At 68.1% G+C, this 16,800-nt stretch carries 14 protein-coding genes; 6 read left to right on the top strand and 8 right to left on the bottom strand.

Annotated elements, in window-relative coordinates; translation table 11 throughout:
* Nucleotides 1-18: 18 nt before the first annotated feature.
* Nucleotides 19-1,584 (bottom strand): glutamine-hydrolyzing GMP synthase, encoded by a 1,566-nt coding sequence (gene guaA / locus ACFXKA_RS03185; protein ID WP_354830306.1) that lies wholly within the window; start codon nt 1,582-1,584, stop codon nt 19-21.
* Nucleotides 1,585-2,046: 462 nt separating this feature from the next.
* Here guaA and ACFXKA_RS03180 point away from each other — a divergent pair, with 462 nt between their 5' ends.
* Nucleotides 2,047-2,865 carry an alpha/beta fold hydrolase gene (locus tag ACFXKA_RS03180; RefSeq protein WP_379425692.1) on the top strand — a complete coding sequence of 273 codons (819 nt, stop codon included), beginning with the start codon at nt 2,047-2,049 and terminating at the stop codon, nt 2,863-2,865.
* Nucleotides 2,866-3,053: 188 nt separating this feature from the next.
* On the opposite strand, the gene ACFXKA_RS03175 is transcribed toward ACFXKA_RS03180, so the two are convergent.
* Together ACFXKA_RS03175 and guaB are read right to left on the bottom strand one after the other, a co-directional pair.
* Nucleotides 3,054-4,187 (bottom strand): GuaB3 family IMP dehydrogenase-related protein, encoded by a 1,134-nt coding sequence (locus ACFXKA_RS03175; RefSeq protein WP_354830309.1) that lies wholly within the window; start codon nt 4,185-4,187, stop codon nt 3,054-3,056.
* A gap of 174 nt (nt 4,188-4,361) precedes the next feature.
* On the bottom strand, nt 4,362-5,906 hold the full coding sequence (gene guaB, locus ACFXKA_RS03170) for an IMP dehydrogenase (protein ID WP_379425690.1): 1,545 nt from the start codon (nt 5,904-5,906) through the stop codon (nt 4,362-4,364).
* Between the two features lie 389 nt (nt 5,907-6,295).
* Here guaB and ACFXKA_RS03165 point away from each other — a divergent pair, with 389 nt between their 5' ends.
* Entirely contained in the window at nt 6,296-6,709 is a 414-nt protein-coding gene (locus ACFXKA_RS03165) for a DUF5319 domain-containing protein (RefSeq protein ID WP_029923780.1), read from the top strand.
* Between the two features lie 121 nt (nt 6,710-6,830).
* Here ACFXKA_RS03165 and ACFXKA_RS03160 read toward each other — a convergent pair whose 3' ends face one another.
* The 3 genes from ACFXKA_RS03160 to ACFXKA_RS03150 all read right to left on the bottom strand — a co-directional run bounded on the left by ACFXKA_RS03160 (nt 6,831) and on the right by ACFXKA_RS03150 (nt 9,662).
* Nucleotides 6,831-7,982: an anti-sigma-D factor RsdA gene (locus ACFXKA_RS03160; RefSeq protein WP_379425689.1), complete on the bottom strand. Its 1,152-nt coding sequence runs from the start codon at nt 7,980-7,982 to the stop codon at nt 6,831-6,833.
* The gene (locus ACFXKA_RS03155; RefSeq protein WP_213557917.1) at nt 7,975-8,556 is read right to left on the bottom strand and encodes a sigma-70 family RNA polymerase sigma factor; all 582 of its coding nucleotides are present in this window, start codon (nt 8,554-8,556) and stop codon (nt 7,975-7,977) included. The genes ACFXKA_RS03160 and ACFXKA_RS03155 overlap by 8 nt, the downstream gene beginning before the upstream one ends.
* A 161-nt stretch (nt 8,557-8,717) precedes the next feature.
* Nucleotides 8,718-9,662, bottom strand: a complete 945-nt coding sequence (locus ACFXKA_RS03150) for a hypothetical protein (protein ID WP_379425688.1) — start codon at nt 9,660-9,662, stop codon at nt 8,718-8,720.
* Between the two features lie 609 nt (nt 9,663-10,271).
* Between ACFXKA_RS03150 and ACFXKA_RS03145 the strand changes: the two genes are divergently transcribed.
* The 3 genes from ACFXKA_RS03145 (at nt 10,272) to ACFXKA_RS03135 (ending at nt 11,844) form a co-directional block, all read left to right on the top strand.
* The gene (locus ACFXKA_RS03145) at nt 10,272-10,565 is read left to right on the top strand and encodes a WhiB family transcriptional regulator (protein WP_040855647.1); all 294 of its coding nucleotides are present in this window, start codon (nt 10,272-10,274) and stop codon (nt 10,563-10,565) included.
* A gap of 387 nt (nt 10,566-10,952) precedes the next feature.
* A complete protein-coding gene (locus ACFXKA_RS03140; protein WP_364605372.1) occupies nt 10,953-11,528 on the top strand; it encodes a sigma-70 family RNA polymerase sigma factor in 576 nt (191 codons plus the stop codon).
* A 1-nt stretch (nt 11,529) separates the two neighbouring features.
* Nucleotides 11,530-11,844, top strand: a complete 315-nt coding sequence (locus tag ACFXKA_RS03135) for a hypothetical protein (protein ID WP_379425686.1) — start codon at nt 11,530-11,532, stop codon at nt 11,842-11,844.
* Nucleotides 11,845-12,579: 735 nt separating this feature from the next.
* Here ACFXKA_RS03135 and groL read toward each other — a convergent pair.
* Both groL and groES read right to left on the bottom strand, forming a co-directional pair.
* Nucleotides 12,580-14,187 (bottom strand): chaperonin GroEL, encoded by a 1,608-nt coding sequence (groL, locus tag ACFXKA_RS03130; RefSeq protein WP_354830320.1) that lies wholly within the window; start codon nt 14,185-14,187, stop codon nt 12,580-12,582.
* 140 nt (nt 14,188-14,327) lie between these two features.
* Nucleotides 14,328-14,630, bottom strand: coding sequence for a co-chaperone GroES (groES, locus tag ACFXKA_RS03125; protein ID WP_040855536.1), 303 nt, complete (start codon nt 14,628-14,630; stop codon nt 14,328-14,330).
* A 636-nt stretch (nt 14,631-15,266) separates the two neighbouring features.
* On the opposite strand from groES, the gene ACFXKA_RS03120 reads away from it, so the two are divergent.
* Nucleotides 15,267-16,658 carry an Hsp70 family protein gene (locus ACFXKA_RS03120; RefSeq protein WP_379425685.1) on the top strand — a complete coding sequence of 464 codons (1,392 nt, stop codon included), beginning with the start codon at nt 15,267-15,269 and terminating at the stop codon, nt 16,656-16,658.
* The last annotated feature ends 142 nt before the right edge of the window (nt 16,659-16,800 follow it).

Raw genomic sequence — 16,800 nt, 5'->3', positions numbered from 1 at the left:
CGTGTCAGTGGGAGACACTCACTCCCATTCGATGGTCCCCGGCGGCTTGCTCGTCACGTCGAGCACCACGCGGTTGACCTCCGCCACCTCATTGGTGATGCGGGTGGAGATGCGCTCCAGCACCTCGTAGGGCAGGCGGGTCCAGTCGGCCGTCATGGCATCCTCGCTGGAGACCGGGCGCAGCACGATCGGGTGGCCGTAGGTGCGGCCGTCGCCCTGGACGCCGACGCTGCGGACATCGGCCAGCAATACCACCGGGCACTGCCAGATCGACTTGTCCAGACCGGCGGCCGTCAGCTCCTCGCGCGCAATGGCATCCGCCTGACGCAGCAGCTCCAGCCGGTCGTGGGTCACCTCGCCGATGATGCGGATGGCCAGACCCGGACCCGGGAACGGCTGGCGCGCAACGATTTCCTCCGGCAGGCCCAGCTCGCGGCCGACCGCGCGCACCTCGTCCTTGAACAGCAGCCGCAGTGGCTCGACGAGCGCGAACTCCAGATCGTCCGGCAGACCGCCGACATTGTGGTGGCTCTTGATGTTCGCGGTGCCCGCACCGCCGCCGGACTCCACGACGTCCGGGTACAGCGTGCCCTGCACCAGGAACTCGACCTTGGTCTCGCCCTGCTCGCCGACCACCTCGGAGACCGCGTCCTCGAACGACCGGATGAACTCCCGGCCGATGATCTTGCGCTTCTCCTCCGGATCGGTGATGCCCTTCAGCTCACCCAGGAACTTCTCCACCGCGTCGACAGTGACCAGCTTGGCCCCGGTCGCGGCGACGAAATCACGCTGCACCTGTTCACGCTCACCCGCGCGCAGCAGACCGTGATCGACGAACACACAGGTGAGGCGATCACCGATGGCCCGCTGCACCAGCGCCGCCGCCACCGCGGAGTCCACGCCGCCGGACAGCCCGCAGATGGCGTGCCCGTCCCCGACCTGCTCGCGCACCTGGGCGATCAGCGCGTCGGCGATATTGGCGGGCGTCCACGCGCCCGGAATCTCGGCGATCTCGTGCAGGAACCGGCTCAGCACCTGCTGACCGTGCGGCGAGTGCAGCACCTCCGGGTGGTACTGCACACCCGCCAGCTTGCGCGCCCGATCCTCGAACGCGGCGACCGGTGCGCCCGCGGAGGTCGCGGTCACCTCGAACCCGGCGGGGGCATCGGTGACGGCATCGCCGTGGCTCATCCACACCGGCTGCCGAGTCGGCAGGCCGCCGTGCAGGATGCCGCCGTCCACGCTCAGCTCGGTGCGGCCGTACTCGCGAGTCCCGGTGTGCGCCACCGTCCCGCCGAGCGCCTGCGCCATGGCCTGGAATCCGTAGCAGATACCGAAGACCGGCAACTCCAGATCGAACAGCCGCGCGTCCAGCTGCGGCGCGCCCTCGGCGTACACGCTGCTCGGCCCGCCGGAGAGAATCACCGCGAGAGGGTTCTTCTCCGCGATCTCCTCCACGGTGATCGTGTGCGGAACCACCTCGGAATACACACTCGCTTCGCGCACCCGGCGCGCGATCAACTGCGCGTACTGCGCGCCGAAGTCGACGACAAGGACTGGTCGCTGGGTTTCTGCCACGGCCACAGTCTAGTGAGCGACACACACCACATTGACCACGCCTCCCCGGCCTTCGCTCTCGGCTGGGTATACCTGCGGATAGGTAGGTGACAACTGATCTTGTGGGATGCGGGTAGCTCAGCGGGTACGTCCAAATTCGGTTCGGCACCCAACCGCCGGCACGGGTGCGTGGCAGTCAACGGCACCGAGCCGCCCGCCGCGCGGGGAGGCGGAGCGGCAGTCCCGGGGAGGCGGGATGGACCTCCACCCCGGGCCGAGGTGCGCCGCGGCAGCGGCGGCCCGCCCGGCCCGGAAGTGGTGGCATCGGGACGGTATTCGCGTCGGGTGGGTCACCGATAGGGACTTCCGGCCCATTCCTGACGAATCTCGGCCAGTCGCGCCGGGACACGGCCGACCCGTGCTCACCGAGCGTCGCGGTGAGCAGGAAAGCTCGCCGGATTGTCACCGGTGCTGGCTATCCTCTACCTCGTGCCATTCGCCCGTGCGATCGATGCCGAGATCCACTACGAAGACAGCGGGGGCGGAGGCCCGGTGGTGCTGTTGGGGCACGAATTCCTCATGGACCGAACGATGTTCGCGTCGCAACAGGCGGCGCTGACACCCGAGTTCCGGATCGTGACCTGGGATGCGCGCGGGCACGGCCGCACTCGCGATGAGGGGCTGCCGTTCACGTACTGGACCTCCGCCCGGGACGCGCTGACCGTACTGGACCAACTCGGCGCGGAACGCGCGGTGGTGGGCGGGATCTCGCAGGGCGGCTTCATCGCCCTGCGCACCGCACTGCTGGCCCCCGGCCGCGTCGCCGCCCTCGTCCTGCTCTCCAGCGAGGCGCACGAACCCACCCCGGCCGAACTCATCAACGCCCGTAGGTTCCTCGACAAATGGTATGAGGACGGGCCCCGCCCGGCCCTCGCCGAATACCTCGCCCGCTGGCTCATCGGCGACGACGACTGGTACCGCGCCGTCTGGGTGAAACGCTGGCTCGCCCGCGACCCCACCGCCACCGAGGTGGCCGCCGGCGCCCTGCTGGGCAGGGACTCGGTCCTGGACCGACTATCCGAAATCACCTGCCCCACTTTGGTCATCCACCCCACCCGCTCCGGCGTCCCCCGCTCCCACGCCCGCGAACTCGCCGACCGCCTCCCCAATGCCCACTACCTCGAAATCGAAGGCGCCCGGCAGACGGTGAACATGACCCACCCCGTGGCCGTCAACACCGCGGTCCGCGAATTCCTCCGCGGCATACCCGCCGCTCCGCGCCTTCAGCGTGCGGCTTGGGAGTCGTAGAGACGATTGTGGACGTACCCGACGAGAGACCCGGATCGGTACGAAATCAGTTGTCACCTTTGCGAACGAAACGGCCGATCCAGGACTTCGACAGCGGCCGAAGTCAACCGGCGGCACGGACGTCGGATACAGTTCGCGCCCTTGCACATTCGGGTGAATACACAAGGGCGCGAGGCTGTGCTCCGTGGTCAGGCGCGGACGTTCAAACCGACCTTTTGGAATTCCTTGAGGTCGCTGTAGCCGGTCTTCGCCATCGAACGACGCAGGCCGCCAACCAGATTCAGCGAACCGAACGGGTCGTTGGAGGGGCCGTAGAGGACCTGGTCCAGCGGGACGCGCTCCTCGTCGACGGCGTACGGCAGCACCGCGCCGCGCGGCACCGACGGGTGCGCGGCGGCCGACGGCCAGTACCAGCCGTTGCCGGGGGTCTCCCGGGCCATGGCCAGCGGCACGCCCAGCATGACCGCGTCCGCACCGCAGGCGATCGCCTTGGCGATGTGGCCCGAGGTCAGCGTCTCGCCGTCGGCGATGACGTGCACGTAGCGCCCGCCGGTCTCGTCCAGGTAGTCGCGACGCGCGGCCGCGGCGTCGGCGATGGCGGTGGCCATCGGCACCCCGATGCCGAGCACCTCACCCGTGGTGGTGGCGCCCTGCATGGAGCCGTAACCGACGATGACGCCCGCCGCACCGGTGCGCATCAGGTGCAGCGCGGTGCGGTGATCGGACACACCGCCCGCCACCACCGGCACATCCAGCTCGGCGATGAAGGTCTTCATGTTCAACGGCTCACCGTCGCCCACGTGCTCGGCCGAGATGATGGTGCCGTGCACCACCAGCAGGTCGATGCCCGCCTGCACCAGCGACGGGGTCAGCGCCCGCGCGTTCTGCGGGCTCACCCGCACCGCGGTGGTGACACCGGCCGCGCGCACCTGCGCGACCGCGGCCGCCAGCAGATCGGGCTGCATCGGGGCGGCGTGCAGCTCCTGCAGCAGCGCCACCGCGGCCTCGGTGCCCTCCTTCTCGCCGACCTCGGTGAGCTGCTGGATCTTGGCGGCCACATCGGCGTGCCGGGCCCACAGGCCCTCACCATTGATAACGCCCAGACCGCCGGCCTTACCCAGCTCGATGGCGAACTCCGGCGACACCAGCGCGTCGGTGGGATGCGCCAGGAACGGGATCTCGAAGCGGTAGGCGTCCAGCTGCCAGGACAGCGATACCTGCTTGGACGAGCGGGTCCGACGGGACGGAACGATGTCGATATCGTCCAGTTCGTAGGTGCGCCGGGCGGTCCGGCCCATGCCGATCTCGACCATATCGCGCATCGTCAGTCCTCCTGTGTCTAATTTGCCCTCCGCTTCGCTCCGGGCGGGTTCGCGGCGCTGGAGGTCTCGTTCTTCCCTCCCTCCGCTCCTCCGCTGCGCTCGCCCGCTCCGCTCAGTCCAGAACGAGACGCGCCGCGAACCTTGTGGGCGTTGGTATTTGCCGGTTCGGTCCGGCTACGAACGGGTGGTGTAGTTGGGAGCCTCGACGGTCATGGTGATGTCGTGCGGGTGCGACTCCTTCAGGCCCGCCGCCGTGATCTGCACGAACTGCGCCGCCTGCAGATCGGTGATGCTCTGCGAACCGGTGTAGCCCATGGCCGCGCGCAGACCACCCACCAGCTGGTGGATGACCTGATCCAGCGGGCCGCGGAACGGAACCCGGCCCTCGATGCCCTCGGGCACCAGCTTCTTCTCCGAGAGCACGTCGTCCTGGAAGTAGCGGTCCTTGGAGTACGACTTGGCCTCGCCGCGACCCTGCATGGCGCCCAGCGAACCCATACCGCGATAGCTCTTGAACTGCTTGCCGCCCACCAGGATCAGATCACCGGGCGACTCGGCCGTACCGGCCAGCAGCGAACCGAGCATGACGGTCGAGGCGCCGGCCGCGATGGCCTTGGCGATGTCGCCGGAGTACTGCACACCACCGTCGGCGATGACCGGCACACCGTGCGGCTTGCACGCCGCCACGGCCTCCAGGATCGCGGTGATCTGCGGCGCGCCGACACCGGCGACCACGCGGGTGGTGCAGATGGAGCCGGGGCCCACACCCACCTTCACGGCGTCCACGCCCGCCTCGACCAGCGCCAGGGCGCCCGCGCGGGTGGCGACATTGCCGCCGACGATCTGTACTCGGTCGCCGACCTCGGCCTTGACCTTGGAGACCATCTGCAGCACGCCCGACTGGTGACCGTGCGCGGTGTCCACCACCAGCACGTCCACGCCGACCTCGGCCAGCGTCATGGCCCGGACCCAGGCGTCCTCGCCGACGCCGACCGCGGCGCCGACCAGCAGGCGGCCGTCACGGTCCTTGGTGGCGTTCGGGTACTGCTCGGTCTTGACGAAGTCCTTCACGGTGATCAGGCCGCGCAGCTTGCCGCTGCCGTCCACGATCGGCAGCTTCTCGATCTTGTGGCGGCGCAGCAGGCCCAGCGCGGCCTCGGCGGTGACGCCCTCCTGGGCGGTGATCAGCGGCGCCTTGGTCATCACCTCGGCGACCTTGCGGTCCTGATCGACCTCGAACCGCATATCGCGGTTGGTGATGATGCCGACCAGCATGCCGCGCTCGTCCACCACCGGCAGACCGGAGATGCGGAAGCGGGCGCACATGGCGTCGACCTCGGCCAGCGTGTCATCGGGGCGACAGGTCACCGGATCGGTCACCATGCCCGCCTCGGACCGCTTCACCGTCTCGGCCTGCGCGGCCTGCGCCTCCACCGACAGATTGCGGTGCAGCACGCCCATACCGCCCGCGCGCGCCATGGCGATGGCCATGCGCGCCTCGGTGACGGTGTCCATGGCCGAACTCACCAGCGGGGTGCGCAGCGAGATCTCACGCGTCAGCTTGCTCGAGGTGTCGACCGAGCTCGGAATAAGATCCGAGGCCGCGGGCAACAACAGCACGTCATCGAAGGTGAGACCGAGCATGGCGATCTTGTTGGGATCGTCGCCGCCCGTATGGGGGCGGCCAGTGTTTCGTTCGCCCGTCACGGGACTGCTCATTCGGATCGACCCCTCCTGGACCTCGGCATCATCCACCGGACCGGGCACCGGTGGACGCATGGATGAATGGCAATGCCGGCGTTTGCTACCCGGCCTTTGGTCAACCATGGTATCGGCTCGACAATTCCACGCCGCACCCCGCCCGACCCCGCGTCAGTGGGCCTGACAGCGCCGTATCGACGGCCACAACCGCTGCGGTTTGTCGGCCGTGCCATTACTGTGTCGGCAGCCACGACATCACTACACCTGCCCAGGACAACCACTGTGCCTGCCCAGGACAACACCGCGCGCCACACCGAGAGCGCACTGTGCGCCGCACCACCAGCGAAGTGAGGGCAAATCCCCTTCAGCGCTGGCGCACATGGGGTGGTTCTGCGTACCGTGGGACTGTGCGTGACCATCTACCACCTGGCTTGCCGCCGGATCCGTTCGCCGGAGACCCCTCCGACCCGTCGGCCGCGCTCGATGCCATCGAGCCGGGGGAGCCGCTGGATCCTCACGAGCGCCTAGCGGTCGAAGAGGATCTCGCCGACCTCGCGGTCTACGAGGCGCTGCTGGCCCACCGCGGCATCCGCGGTCTCGTGGTCAGCTGTGAGGACTGCCGGCAGGATCACTACCACGACTGGGACATGTTGCGCGCCAACCTCCTCCAGCTACTGGTGGACGGCACGGTGCGACCGCACGAGCCCGCCTACGACCCGACGCCCGAGGCCTACGTCACCTGGGACTACTGCCGCGGTTACGCGGACGCTTCCATGAACGAGGCACTGCACGGCGACGGATTCGACGGGTTCGACGTCTGATTCATCGAAAAGGGCCTGCATCCCAAGGATGCAGGCCCTTTTCGCATGTCCTGCGAAGGCCGTTCCGCCCCGCTGACGTGAAAACCCGATCGGCGCACGACGATCGGGTGAAGCGGGTGTCCTAGTGCGTCCCCGGCAACGGAGCCGGCGGCAGCAGGCCGCCGCCGGTCGGCAGGACGATCGTGGACGGGACGGGCGCGACGGGCGAGGGCTTTTCGACCGGCGGCGGCTGCAGGCCGCCACCCGTCGTACCGCCACCCGTCGTACCGCCACCGGTATTGCCTCCGCTCGGAACCACGGCCGACGTCGGGTTCCCGCCACCACCGGTCGGCGGCACCACCGGCGATTCGGATTCCTGCGGCAGGGACGGCAGGGTGGTCACCGGCGGAACGGTCGGCACCGTCGAAACTCCGCCTCCGGTGCCCGGATTCGGGCTCGGCGCGGTTTCGATCGGCCGCGAATCGACGGTCGACGACGGGCCGCCATCGGTCTTGGTCGGCGGATTCACCGGCGGCACCGGCTGATTCGGCGTGGTCGTCACGACCGGGGCCTTGGTGGTGCTGCCGGTCGGGGCGATCGACGCCAGCGAGCTGGCCACCTCGGGCGCCTTCTGCTGCAGCACCGCGTACAGCTGCTGCCAGCGGTCGGTCAGGTTGTCCTTCTTGCCGGAGTCGTTGACCTGGGAGGCATTGTCGGCGGCACGCTCCATCAGCGGCTTGGCCTCGTCGGCCTTGCCCTGCGCGATGAGCTGCTGCGCCTGTACCAGATCACTGTCCGCCCGCGAGACAACCGTCGATTGGGCCTGTTCGCTGAACACGACCTCCTTGACCCGCCAGAGCGGATCGCCAGGACTCGCGTTGTAGGAGAACGCCGTCAGGCCTCCGATGACGAGTGCCACGGCCGCCGCCGTACCCAGGATGGGCCGGACGAGCCTCAGTCGCCCGCGATTCGACGCGCCGATTCTGGCCTGCCGTGCGCCGATCTCCTGGTTGACCGCGGCGACAATGGCATCCAGGTCCGGTCCGGCCGGCAACGGCTCGGCCACGATCTCCGCGCGCCAGTCCGCCAGCAAAGCGGCGAGCTGATACTCCTCCGAAGTACCCGTCTGCACGGGGCCGTCGCCGGAGATGGCGTCGATCAGTGCATCGTCGCGTCGCACCGCGGCAATGTCCACCGGCCCGGTATCACCGGACGCCTCGGCGTAGGGACCGCTGTTCTGCGATCCAGGTCGCGCCTTCCAGTCGCCCCGACCGCGCTCGCCATCCCTAGCCATACATTTCACCTGCCCTCGCCACTTGAGACTTGAGTTTCGCGAGTGCCCGGTGCTGGGCGACTCGTATAGCACCCGCCGTACTGCCCACGGCGACTGCAGTTTCTTCAGCCGACAGACCCATGACCAGGCGAAGGATCAGGATTTCTCGATGCTTTTCCGGCAAGGTCGCCAGCAGAGCGTTCATCTGCCGGCTCGTTTCGGATTCGAGAGCTCGCTGCTCCGGTCCCTGGTCGGTGGATATGACATCCGGTACTTCGGCCATGGCGTCCGCCTTGTTACGGGCGGAATTTCTGTGGGCGTCTGCGACCTTGTGCGAGGCGATGCCGTAGACGAAAGCCATGAACGGCCGACCCTGATCCTGGTACCTGGGGAGGGCGGTCATGACGGCCAGACAAACCTCCTGCGCGACGTCGTCAGCGGAGAGCTGGCCACGTTCGGCCGATCCGATGCGCGCACGGCAATACCGCACCACGAGGGGGCGGATGCTCACCAGTACCTGGGAAAGGGCCGCCCGGTCGCCCTGCGCTGCGGCAGCGACGACTGCGGGATCCAACTCCTCACCCGTGTTGTTCATCGTCAGAGCTGTTCCTGGCGTTTTCGAGAGTGGCACGGCGGCGGGAGAGCCGGTGCTTCCGCCGATGGGGGCGGAACGGTCCAACAATAGCGGCTGGCGCATTCATGCCAGCCGTTACGGGGTCCTTCTCCGGGACGACTCAGGGAAGTCCCGGGGGCTACTCAGGGATGACCGAGAAGACCGCTGGCCGAACGCAATCGCCCGCCGCGAGCGTCCAGCAACCGCGCGCACTCGGCGGCCACGATCGCGCCGTCACCTCCGGGTTCGACGCCGGAGCGCAGCATGGCGCAGGCCCAGCGCAACGGCAGCAGCTCATGTTCGGCGCAGTCCCGATCGACTTCGGTTGCGAGAGCCCGGGATCGGTCGAGGTCGCCCGCGGCGGCGCTGGCGGCGGCCAGAAGTAGCCGGGATTTCACTCGATGCCGCAGCGAGGGCGAGTTTTCCGCGAGGGCGAGGGCGGCCTCGGCGTGGGCCAGGGCGGGATCGGCCGGAGCCGGGCGACCGCCCGCCGCGAGCTCGGCCGCGGGGGCGGAGATCAAACCGGAGCCGGGGGCCGACAGCGCTGTCTCGGCAGCCACCCAGTGCAGTCGGACACGCGGGCGCCACACACTCGCGGCATCGGCCAGATGAACGTCGAGGTATTTGCGGCAACGATCCAGCAGCCGGGCGGCAAGCGCCGGGCGGAGGGTGCCGAGAGCATCGGCGGCGAGTCCGGTCAACGCATCGCAAACCGCTTCGGCGCGCCTGATTTCCGCCGGGGTCGCGGCCAGCGCGGCCACGGGAGCAAGATCGCCGGCGACGGCGGGCAGGGCGAGGGCGGCCGCGCGGCCGTCGGCGACGGCGGCGTCGCCGTGCCAGCCGAGCTGGCGCAGCAAAGAGGCCTCGGTGCTGTGGGTGAGCGACAGCAGTGCGAGGTCGGTGCTGGCGCGGCGGGCGCGGCCGAGCTCGGCGCGCGCGGCGGCGTAGTGTCCGATTCCACTGAGCGAGACTGCTCGCAACCAGGATTCGGCGGCATCGGCGGCCGCGGGCAACCCGGTGGCAGCACGTTCCGGCGTGGCGCCGAAAGCGGCGTCGGCGAGTTCGGAGTTCACTTCGAGCACAGGCACAGCCGCACTGTAACCAGTGCCGGGGCAAGTGAGGGCAGCCGACATACCACAAGCCCCCAGCTATCGATCAGCATTCACGAGCGCCTTTGTGTTTCCACTCCGTAAATCTGTTCTCGCTATCGCCCAGCACGCCCGTAAGGAATTCGTATAGCGTTTCGCGCTATTAACCTGACGGCCGCGAATCGGCCATCTCTACCCTACTCAGCGCGAGATGTCCAATGGCTGAGATCACTCTGATCGAGACTCTTGCATAGATCGAGTGACAGGTACCGACCCCCGAAAAGCTGCTGCTACCAGGCATTTCGACCAGTCGGATGGGCTATCACAGCTTGGTCACGGTACTGGGCAACCGATCAGTATCACCACAGGCAGCCGGTTTTGTAAATAGCGAGGATGTTAATTCTCTAATGTGCACGTATTCGGCTCGAGTCGAATGAAGCTATTGACTCGAATTCGTTGTCCGACCTAACGTACGTCATCGCCGTCGTTGGCGTCGTGTCGAATTCGGAGCCGACGAAGTGCGATCGCCGGGCCACGGCGATGCGGCCACCTGTTTGCCACCAGCACCGCTCGACAATGCCGACGAGCTCGCACCATGAGGAGTTCACCATGCCTATGCCGACCCACCTCCCAGGTCCGAACGCCGATGTCTGGGATTGGCAGATGCGCGGATCCTGCCGCGGCCAGGACTCCGCGGTGTTCTTCCACCCGGACGGCGAACGCGGCCGCGCCCGGGCCCAGCGCGAGCTACGCGCCAAGGAGATCTGCAAGTCCTGCCCGGTGCTGCTGCAGTGCCGGTCGCACGCGCTGAAGGTCAGCGAGCCCTACGGCATCTGGGGCGGCATGTCCGAGACCGAGCGTGAGCTACACGCCCGCCGCAACCGCCGGCGCATCGTCGCCTGACCTACCCGTTCTGCGCTCCAGGCAAACTCGCGTGACTGGTGTTCACCAGCGGTATCGCTGAGGACGGCGACCGGGTGGGCTCGAGATTCCTCCCATCCGACAGCGATGGCGTGCCGAATGTCTAGCAAACACCCGGCACCGCTCGAGAGGGTCGGCGACGACCGGCGTCACGTCATGTCTCGAATGTCATGTATGCGACGTTTCGGTGCAATGGAAAGCCACTCTGCCACAGTCTCTTTGCCGATACCCCCACGCGAGAGGAGGTTATAGCGGCACGCTACCCTCGTGGCCGATGACACAGAACGGAGCGTTGTGACAGCGCGGCCGCCTGCCGCAGAGGGCAACTCGTTCCAGAGCTCGAGGGACGGAGGGGCGGAAACGCCCAGCGTGGACTCTGCGGTGACGGCGCGCGCAGCCGAAAGTCTGGAACTAGCCGCACTCCTCGAGCGTTGCGGGCAGTCGGATCAGCAGGCGTTCGCCGAGCTGTACGACCGCACCAGCGCGAGAGTGTTCGGCCTGGTTCTACGCGTGCTACATGATCCGGGCTATGCGGAGGAGACCACGCAGGAGGTCTATCTCCAGATCTGGCGCACGGCAGCCAACTTCGACCCGTCCAAGGGTTCCGCCGTCACCTGGTTGATGACGCTGGCCCATCGGCGCGCGGTCGACCGGGTTCGGGCCGAGCAGGCGCACGCCCTGCGCGAGGTCGCGTACGGCACCAGCACCCTCGGCAACGAATTCGACGAAGTCACCGAGGAGGTCGGGCGCCGGCTGGAACAGCAGGCGGTGCTCGCCGGCCTGGCGACGTTGACGGAGACGCAGCGGGAAGCCATCTCCCTCGCGTACTTCGGCGGACGCACGTACGCCGAGGTCGCAGCCCATCTGGGCGTGGGGTTACCGACCGTTAAGTCCCGTATACGGGATGGATTGACACGACTCAAGAAAAGTTTGGGAGTGACGTGAGATGAAAGAAAGCCAGATCGATCTCGCGCACACTGTCGCGCTCGGATCGATCGGCGACGAAGATCAGCGCGCAGTGGCGGACCTTTTGGATACCGACGACGCTGTACTGCGCGCCGCCTTCACCCAGGAAGTGCAGCAGACCCGAGAAGCCATCATGCTGGCCGCGTCCGCGGTGGCCGTACCGCCACCGCCCGCGCTCCGCGACCGCCTTCTCGCCGCGATAGCCACAGACCAGGCACCGCCGAACACGATCCACCGTTCCCACCCCGGTCTCCACCACGGAAACGGCCGCTCCCCCAGTCCGATCCACGACTGAGAGCTCATTTCCCGAAGTAAGAGGTCCAGAACCCGTCACGCCCGCGAGGCCCCTGTGCATGCCGCCGATTCAGGTCGCCTGACCGGTTTCGGCTGCATGCTTTGCCGGTAAAGACCGATTCGTATGCGACTCCTCAGCATCTCCATTCGCTCCTACCGCCGTGGCCTCGCGGGACTGGCCGCTCTCACTCTCGTCGTCGGGGGTCTCTACGCCTTCACCGACTCCCATTCGGGCGATCTCCGGGACCCATCTCCCGCCATACCGCTCCCGCCCGTCTCCGGGCCACTGGGCCCGAATTGGCTGACGCCGTCACCGACCGACTCCTACCCCGGGCCTACGCTGACGAACTCCCCGGCGCGCTGACTCCCGCGCGGATCCGAAAACCGGTGCGGGCCCGCATACCCGGACCGATACCTCGCGTCGGTCGGATTCCGTTCGCGCATTGGAACTTTCATGGAACGAGGCCGGCAGTGCCTCGGCGGACAGGGCGTGGCGGCCCGAAAATGACAGTGGCGCAAAGCAGTCCGGGCCTCACGGCAACCCGGCCATCACCATGGCAGTGGGCGCGGCCATGGCGAGTGCGGGCGTCACCATGGCGATGCGGGGCGTGGCGCAGTCGCGCCGACGGCCGGATCGCGCCGGAGGAAGTCGGATGGCGCGGTTGGGGTTCGGAGACGGCGAGGCCCCCGGACAGCGGGCTGTCCGGGGGCCTGAGCTGACGTCAGCGGGGCTGGGTCAGTGGGCGTGACCGTGGTGCGCGTCGGCAGGCTCGTCGACCGGCTTGTCGACGATCGCGGACTCCGTGGTGAGCACCATGCGGGCCACCGAGGTGGCGTTCTCCACCGCGGAACGGGTCACCTTCACCGGGTCGATGACGCCCTCGGCGACCAGGTCGCCGTAGGTGAGGGTGGCGGCGTTGAAGCCGTGCTTGCCGTCGGACACCTTGGACACGACGACCGCGCCGTCGACGCCGGCATTGCTGGCGATCCAGAACAGCGGCGACAGCAGGGCCTGACGCACGACCTCGACGCCGACCGCCTCGTCGCCGGAGAGCGAGTCGCGCAGGGCGTTCAGCGTGGACGCGGCCTGCACCAGGGCGGTGCCACCGCCGGGAACGATGCCCTCGGCGACCGCGGCCTTGGCGGACGCGACGGCGTCCTCGACGCGGTACTTGCGCTCCTTGAGCTCGGTCTCGGTGGCCGCGCCGACCTTGATGACGGCGACGCCGCCGGCCAGCTTGGCCAGGCGCTCTTCCAGCTTCTCGCGGTCCCAGTCGGAGTCGGTGTTCTCGATCTCCTTGCGCAGCTGGGCAACTCGCCCGTCGATGTCGGACTGCGCGCCGGCGCCCTCGACGATGGTGGTCTCGTCCTTGGTGACCACGACGCGGCGGGCCTTGCCCAGCACGTCCAGGCCGGCCTCACGCAGGGTGATGCCCAGGTCCGGGTTGACCACGGTGCCGCCGGTGACGATGGCCAGGTCGTCCAGGAACGCCTTGCGGCGGTCACCGAAGAACGGGGCCTTCACGGCGACGACCTTGAGGGTCTTGCGAATCGCGTTGACCACCAGGGTGGACAGCGCCTCGCCGTCGACGTCCTCGGCGATGATGACGACCGGCTTGCCCGACTCCGCGATCTTCTCCAGCAGCGGAAGCAGGTCCGGCAGGGAGCTGATCTTCTCGCGGTTCAGCAGGATCCAGACGTCCTCGTAGACCGCCTGCATGGTCTCCGGGTCGGTGACGAAGTACGGGGACAGGTAGCCCTTGTCGAACTGCACGCCCTCGGTGATGGCGACCTCGGTCTGCAGACCCGAGGACTCCTCGATGGTGACGACGCCGTCCTTGCCGACCTTGGTCAGCGCCTCGGCGACCAGCGCGCCGATCTCCTCGTCCCGCGAGGACACGGTGGCGACCTGCGCGATGGACTTCTCGCCGTTGACCGGGGTCGCGGCGGCGTGCAGGGCCGCGGCGACCGCCTCGGCGGCCTTGTTCATGCCCTTGCCCAGGGTCATCGGGTTGGCGCCGGCGGCAATGTTCTTCAGGCCGCCCTTGATGAGGGCCTGCGCCAGCACGGTGGCGGTGGTGGTGCCGTCGCCGGCGACATCGTTGGTCTTGGTGGCGACGCTCTTGACCAGCTGCGCGCCCAGGTTCTCGAACGGGTCCTCGAGGTCGATGTCGCGAGCGATGGTCACGCCGTCGTTGGTGACGGTCGGGCCGCCGAACGCCTTGGCCAGCACCACGTGCCGGCCGCGCGGGCCCAGGGTGACCTTGACGGCGTCGGCGAGCTTGTCGACGCCGCGCTCCATCGCCCGACGAGCCTTCTCGTCGAACTCGATCTGCTTTGCCATGTACCTACTCCTGAAATGAGTTGGGTCGGAACGCACTCCGCCCCGGGCCGGTTGCTGTATTGGCAGCTGCGACTCCGGGGCGGTGTCTCTCCATGGGGTTTCAGGGGAAGCCCCTGAGAGCCCCGAGAGTTGGAGCGTTCTTACTTGGTGACGACGGCCAGCAGGTCGCGAGCCGACAGGATCAGGTACTCCGCACCGTTGTACTTGATCTCGGTGCCGCCGTACTTGCTGTAGATGACGACGTCGCCTTCCTTGACGTCCAGCGGAATCCGCTTCTCGCCGTCCTCGTCCCAGCGACCCGGGCCCACGGCGATGACGGTGCCCTCCTGGGGCTTCTCCTTCGCCGTGTCGGGGATGACCAGGCCGGAGGCGGTCGTCGTCTCGGCCTCGTTGGCCTGGACGAGGATCTTGTCCTCGAGCGGCTTGATGTTCACGCTCGCCACGTTGAGCCCTCCACTTTCAGGGGATTCGTCGCGTCCGGGGCTGTTCCCCGGACTCACGGTTTCGGTCATGTGTGTGACCCTGCGCAATCAGCCCCGTCGTCGCGGGTGCCGGGACCTCTGCTCAGTAGTCATCAGCTGGCACCTCAGCACTAACCCAGTGCCAACTAGCACTCTATACACGGGAGTGCCAGCGCTCAAGGCCGGGCACTGCTACTCGACACCCGGTGTTATCTGTAACGCCGCTGGACAGCATGGCAACACCGCTGGACAACGCGACTCGCCGACACGACGGCCCGGGAATCTGAGGGCTTCCAAAGAAATCCGAAAATCTGTAACGTTCGGATAACGGATTGTGACACCATTGACGTCGGCCACGCGACGAGACCGACTCGGTCCCGCCACGTGCACCGTCGAGAGTTTCACAACTGCTTCACCCCGCTAACCGCGCGGCGACCCTGCGCGCGGGCTCGAGAAGAGAGCAAGACCGCAAGTGATCAGTGGCAGGTCCGGATGCCCTATCGGACAAGGGCCCGCCGCGATCCGAAGCTCGGAGACGTCCGCTACCCGTAGGACGCGTCCGGAGTCCGTTCGAGATGGTCGTCTCCACCCGGACCATCCGCTCGAAGGGAGGTGAACATGCGAACATCCCTCGGCATCTCCGCCGGAAGCGAGGTGGTGTGCTCGGCGACGGTCGCCACCGCGCCCAACGGCGCCCAGAACTTCGACTACCGCGTCGTGACAGCCGATACCGCCCACTCCGACGTCGGTGATCTGGTGGCCTCCTCGATCGAGTTGATGACCATCCAGATCCCGCGCGACAGCGTGCATCCGGTCGGTGCCCATCCGATCGCCCGCGGCAACGGCCACCGCGAGCCCTACTCGGCCCCGCCCAGTGACATCGCGGTCGCCTACCGGGACCGGGAGCAGGCCCAGATCATCCGCTCGGCGATCGGCCGGCAGCGGCACAGCGTACAGCTCATCCCGGAGAGCACCGCGGCCCTGGCCTATCTGCGGCACACCGGCCTGCTGGACCGCTGGAACACGGTGGCAATCATCGACATCGGGGCCACCGGCACCACGGTCACCGTGGCCGACCACGCCGACGACAGCGTGCTGCGCACCGAGCGCACCACCGCCATCAGCGGCAACGCCATCGACGAGCTGATCCTGCAGCATCTGCTGGACTGTCACCTGTCCCGCCGCGGCATCCGCCCCAACCGGGGCATCCTGCTCAACCGCAGCCGCGCCGCCAAGGAGCACCTATCGGTGGTTCCGGCGGTCACCATCGACCATGTGGCCGGGCAGCCGCTCAAACTGACCCGGGTGGACTTCGAGGAGATCGTCGCCGACCTGCTACGCGAGCTGGCGGTGTTCTCCCGTGCCGTCTTCGCGCGCGCCCCGAAGTTCCCGGAGGCGGTCGCCGTGATCGGCGGCGGCGCCAATGTGCCGATCATGGTGGTGGGGCTGGAGCGCGAGCTCGACGTGCCGGTCGTCACCGTGCCGGAGCCGGAGGCCGCGATCGCGAAAGGCGCGGCGCTGGTGGCGGATTCGACCACACCGAGCAGCACCTTCCCGGTGATCGGCCTGGGCTCGGACGCGCCGATCGGCACCTTCACCAAGCTCGCGGGCACGCTGGCGGGCGCGATCGTGGTGGTCGGACTGATCGTCGGGTACGGGGTCAAGGAATTCGTGGTGCCCGAGCCGCAGAACACCCACTACTCGCCGTCCACAACCGGCCCGCAGCAGCCGGTCCCGCAGACCACGCCGACGGGTCCTTCGGGCGGCTCCACCAGCACCACGACCACCCAGCGCCGCACCACGGCCGCGGCTCCGACGCCCCTCACCGGTTCGGCCGGCGGCGCGCCCGTCGCGCCCAGTAGCACCGCCCAGCCGCCGCTGCGCCCGGATCCCGACCTACCCCAGATCCCGTTCCCCGCGGATCTCCCCCGCCTGTTCGGGCCGCTGCTCGGCACCTCGCTGCCGCCGACCGAGTCCCCCCGCCTCGCCGAGACTTCAGCGGCCGGCTGAGAGCCGTCGACGGTCGCGTACCCGTGCCGGCGGTTGGGTGCCGAACCGAGTTCGGACGTACCCGATGAGTTACCCCGAACGTCACGAAATCGGTTGTCGCCTCGGCATTCGCCGAACCGCCCACGAGCCTTTACAGGCAGCG

The sequence above is a fragment of the Nocardia sp. NPDC059228 genome (assembly GCF_042754245.1).
Taxonomy (GTDB): domain Bacteria; phylum Actinomycetota; class Actinomycetes; order Mycobacteriales; family Mycobacteriaceae; genus Nocardia.
Note: the sequence above shows the minus strand (reverse complement) of the source record. Positions and strands in the feature narration are given on the sequence as shown.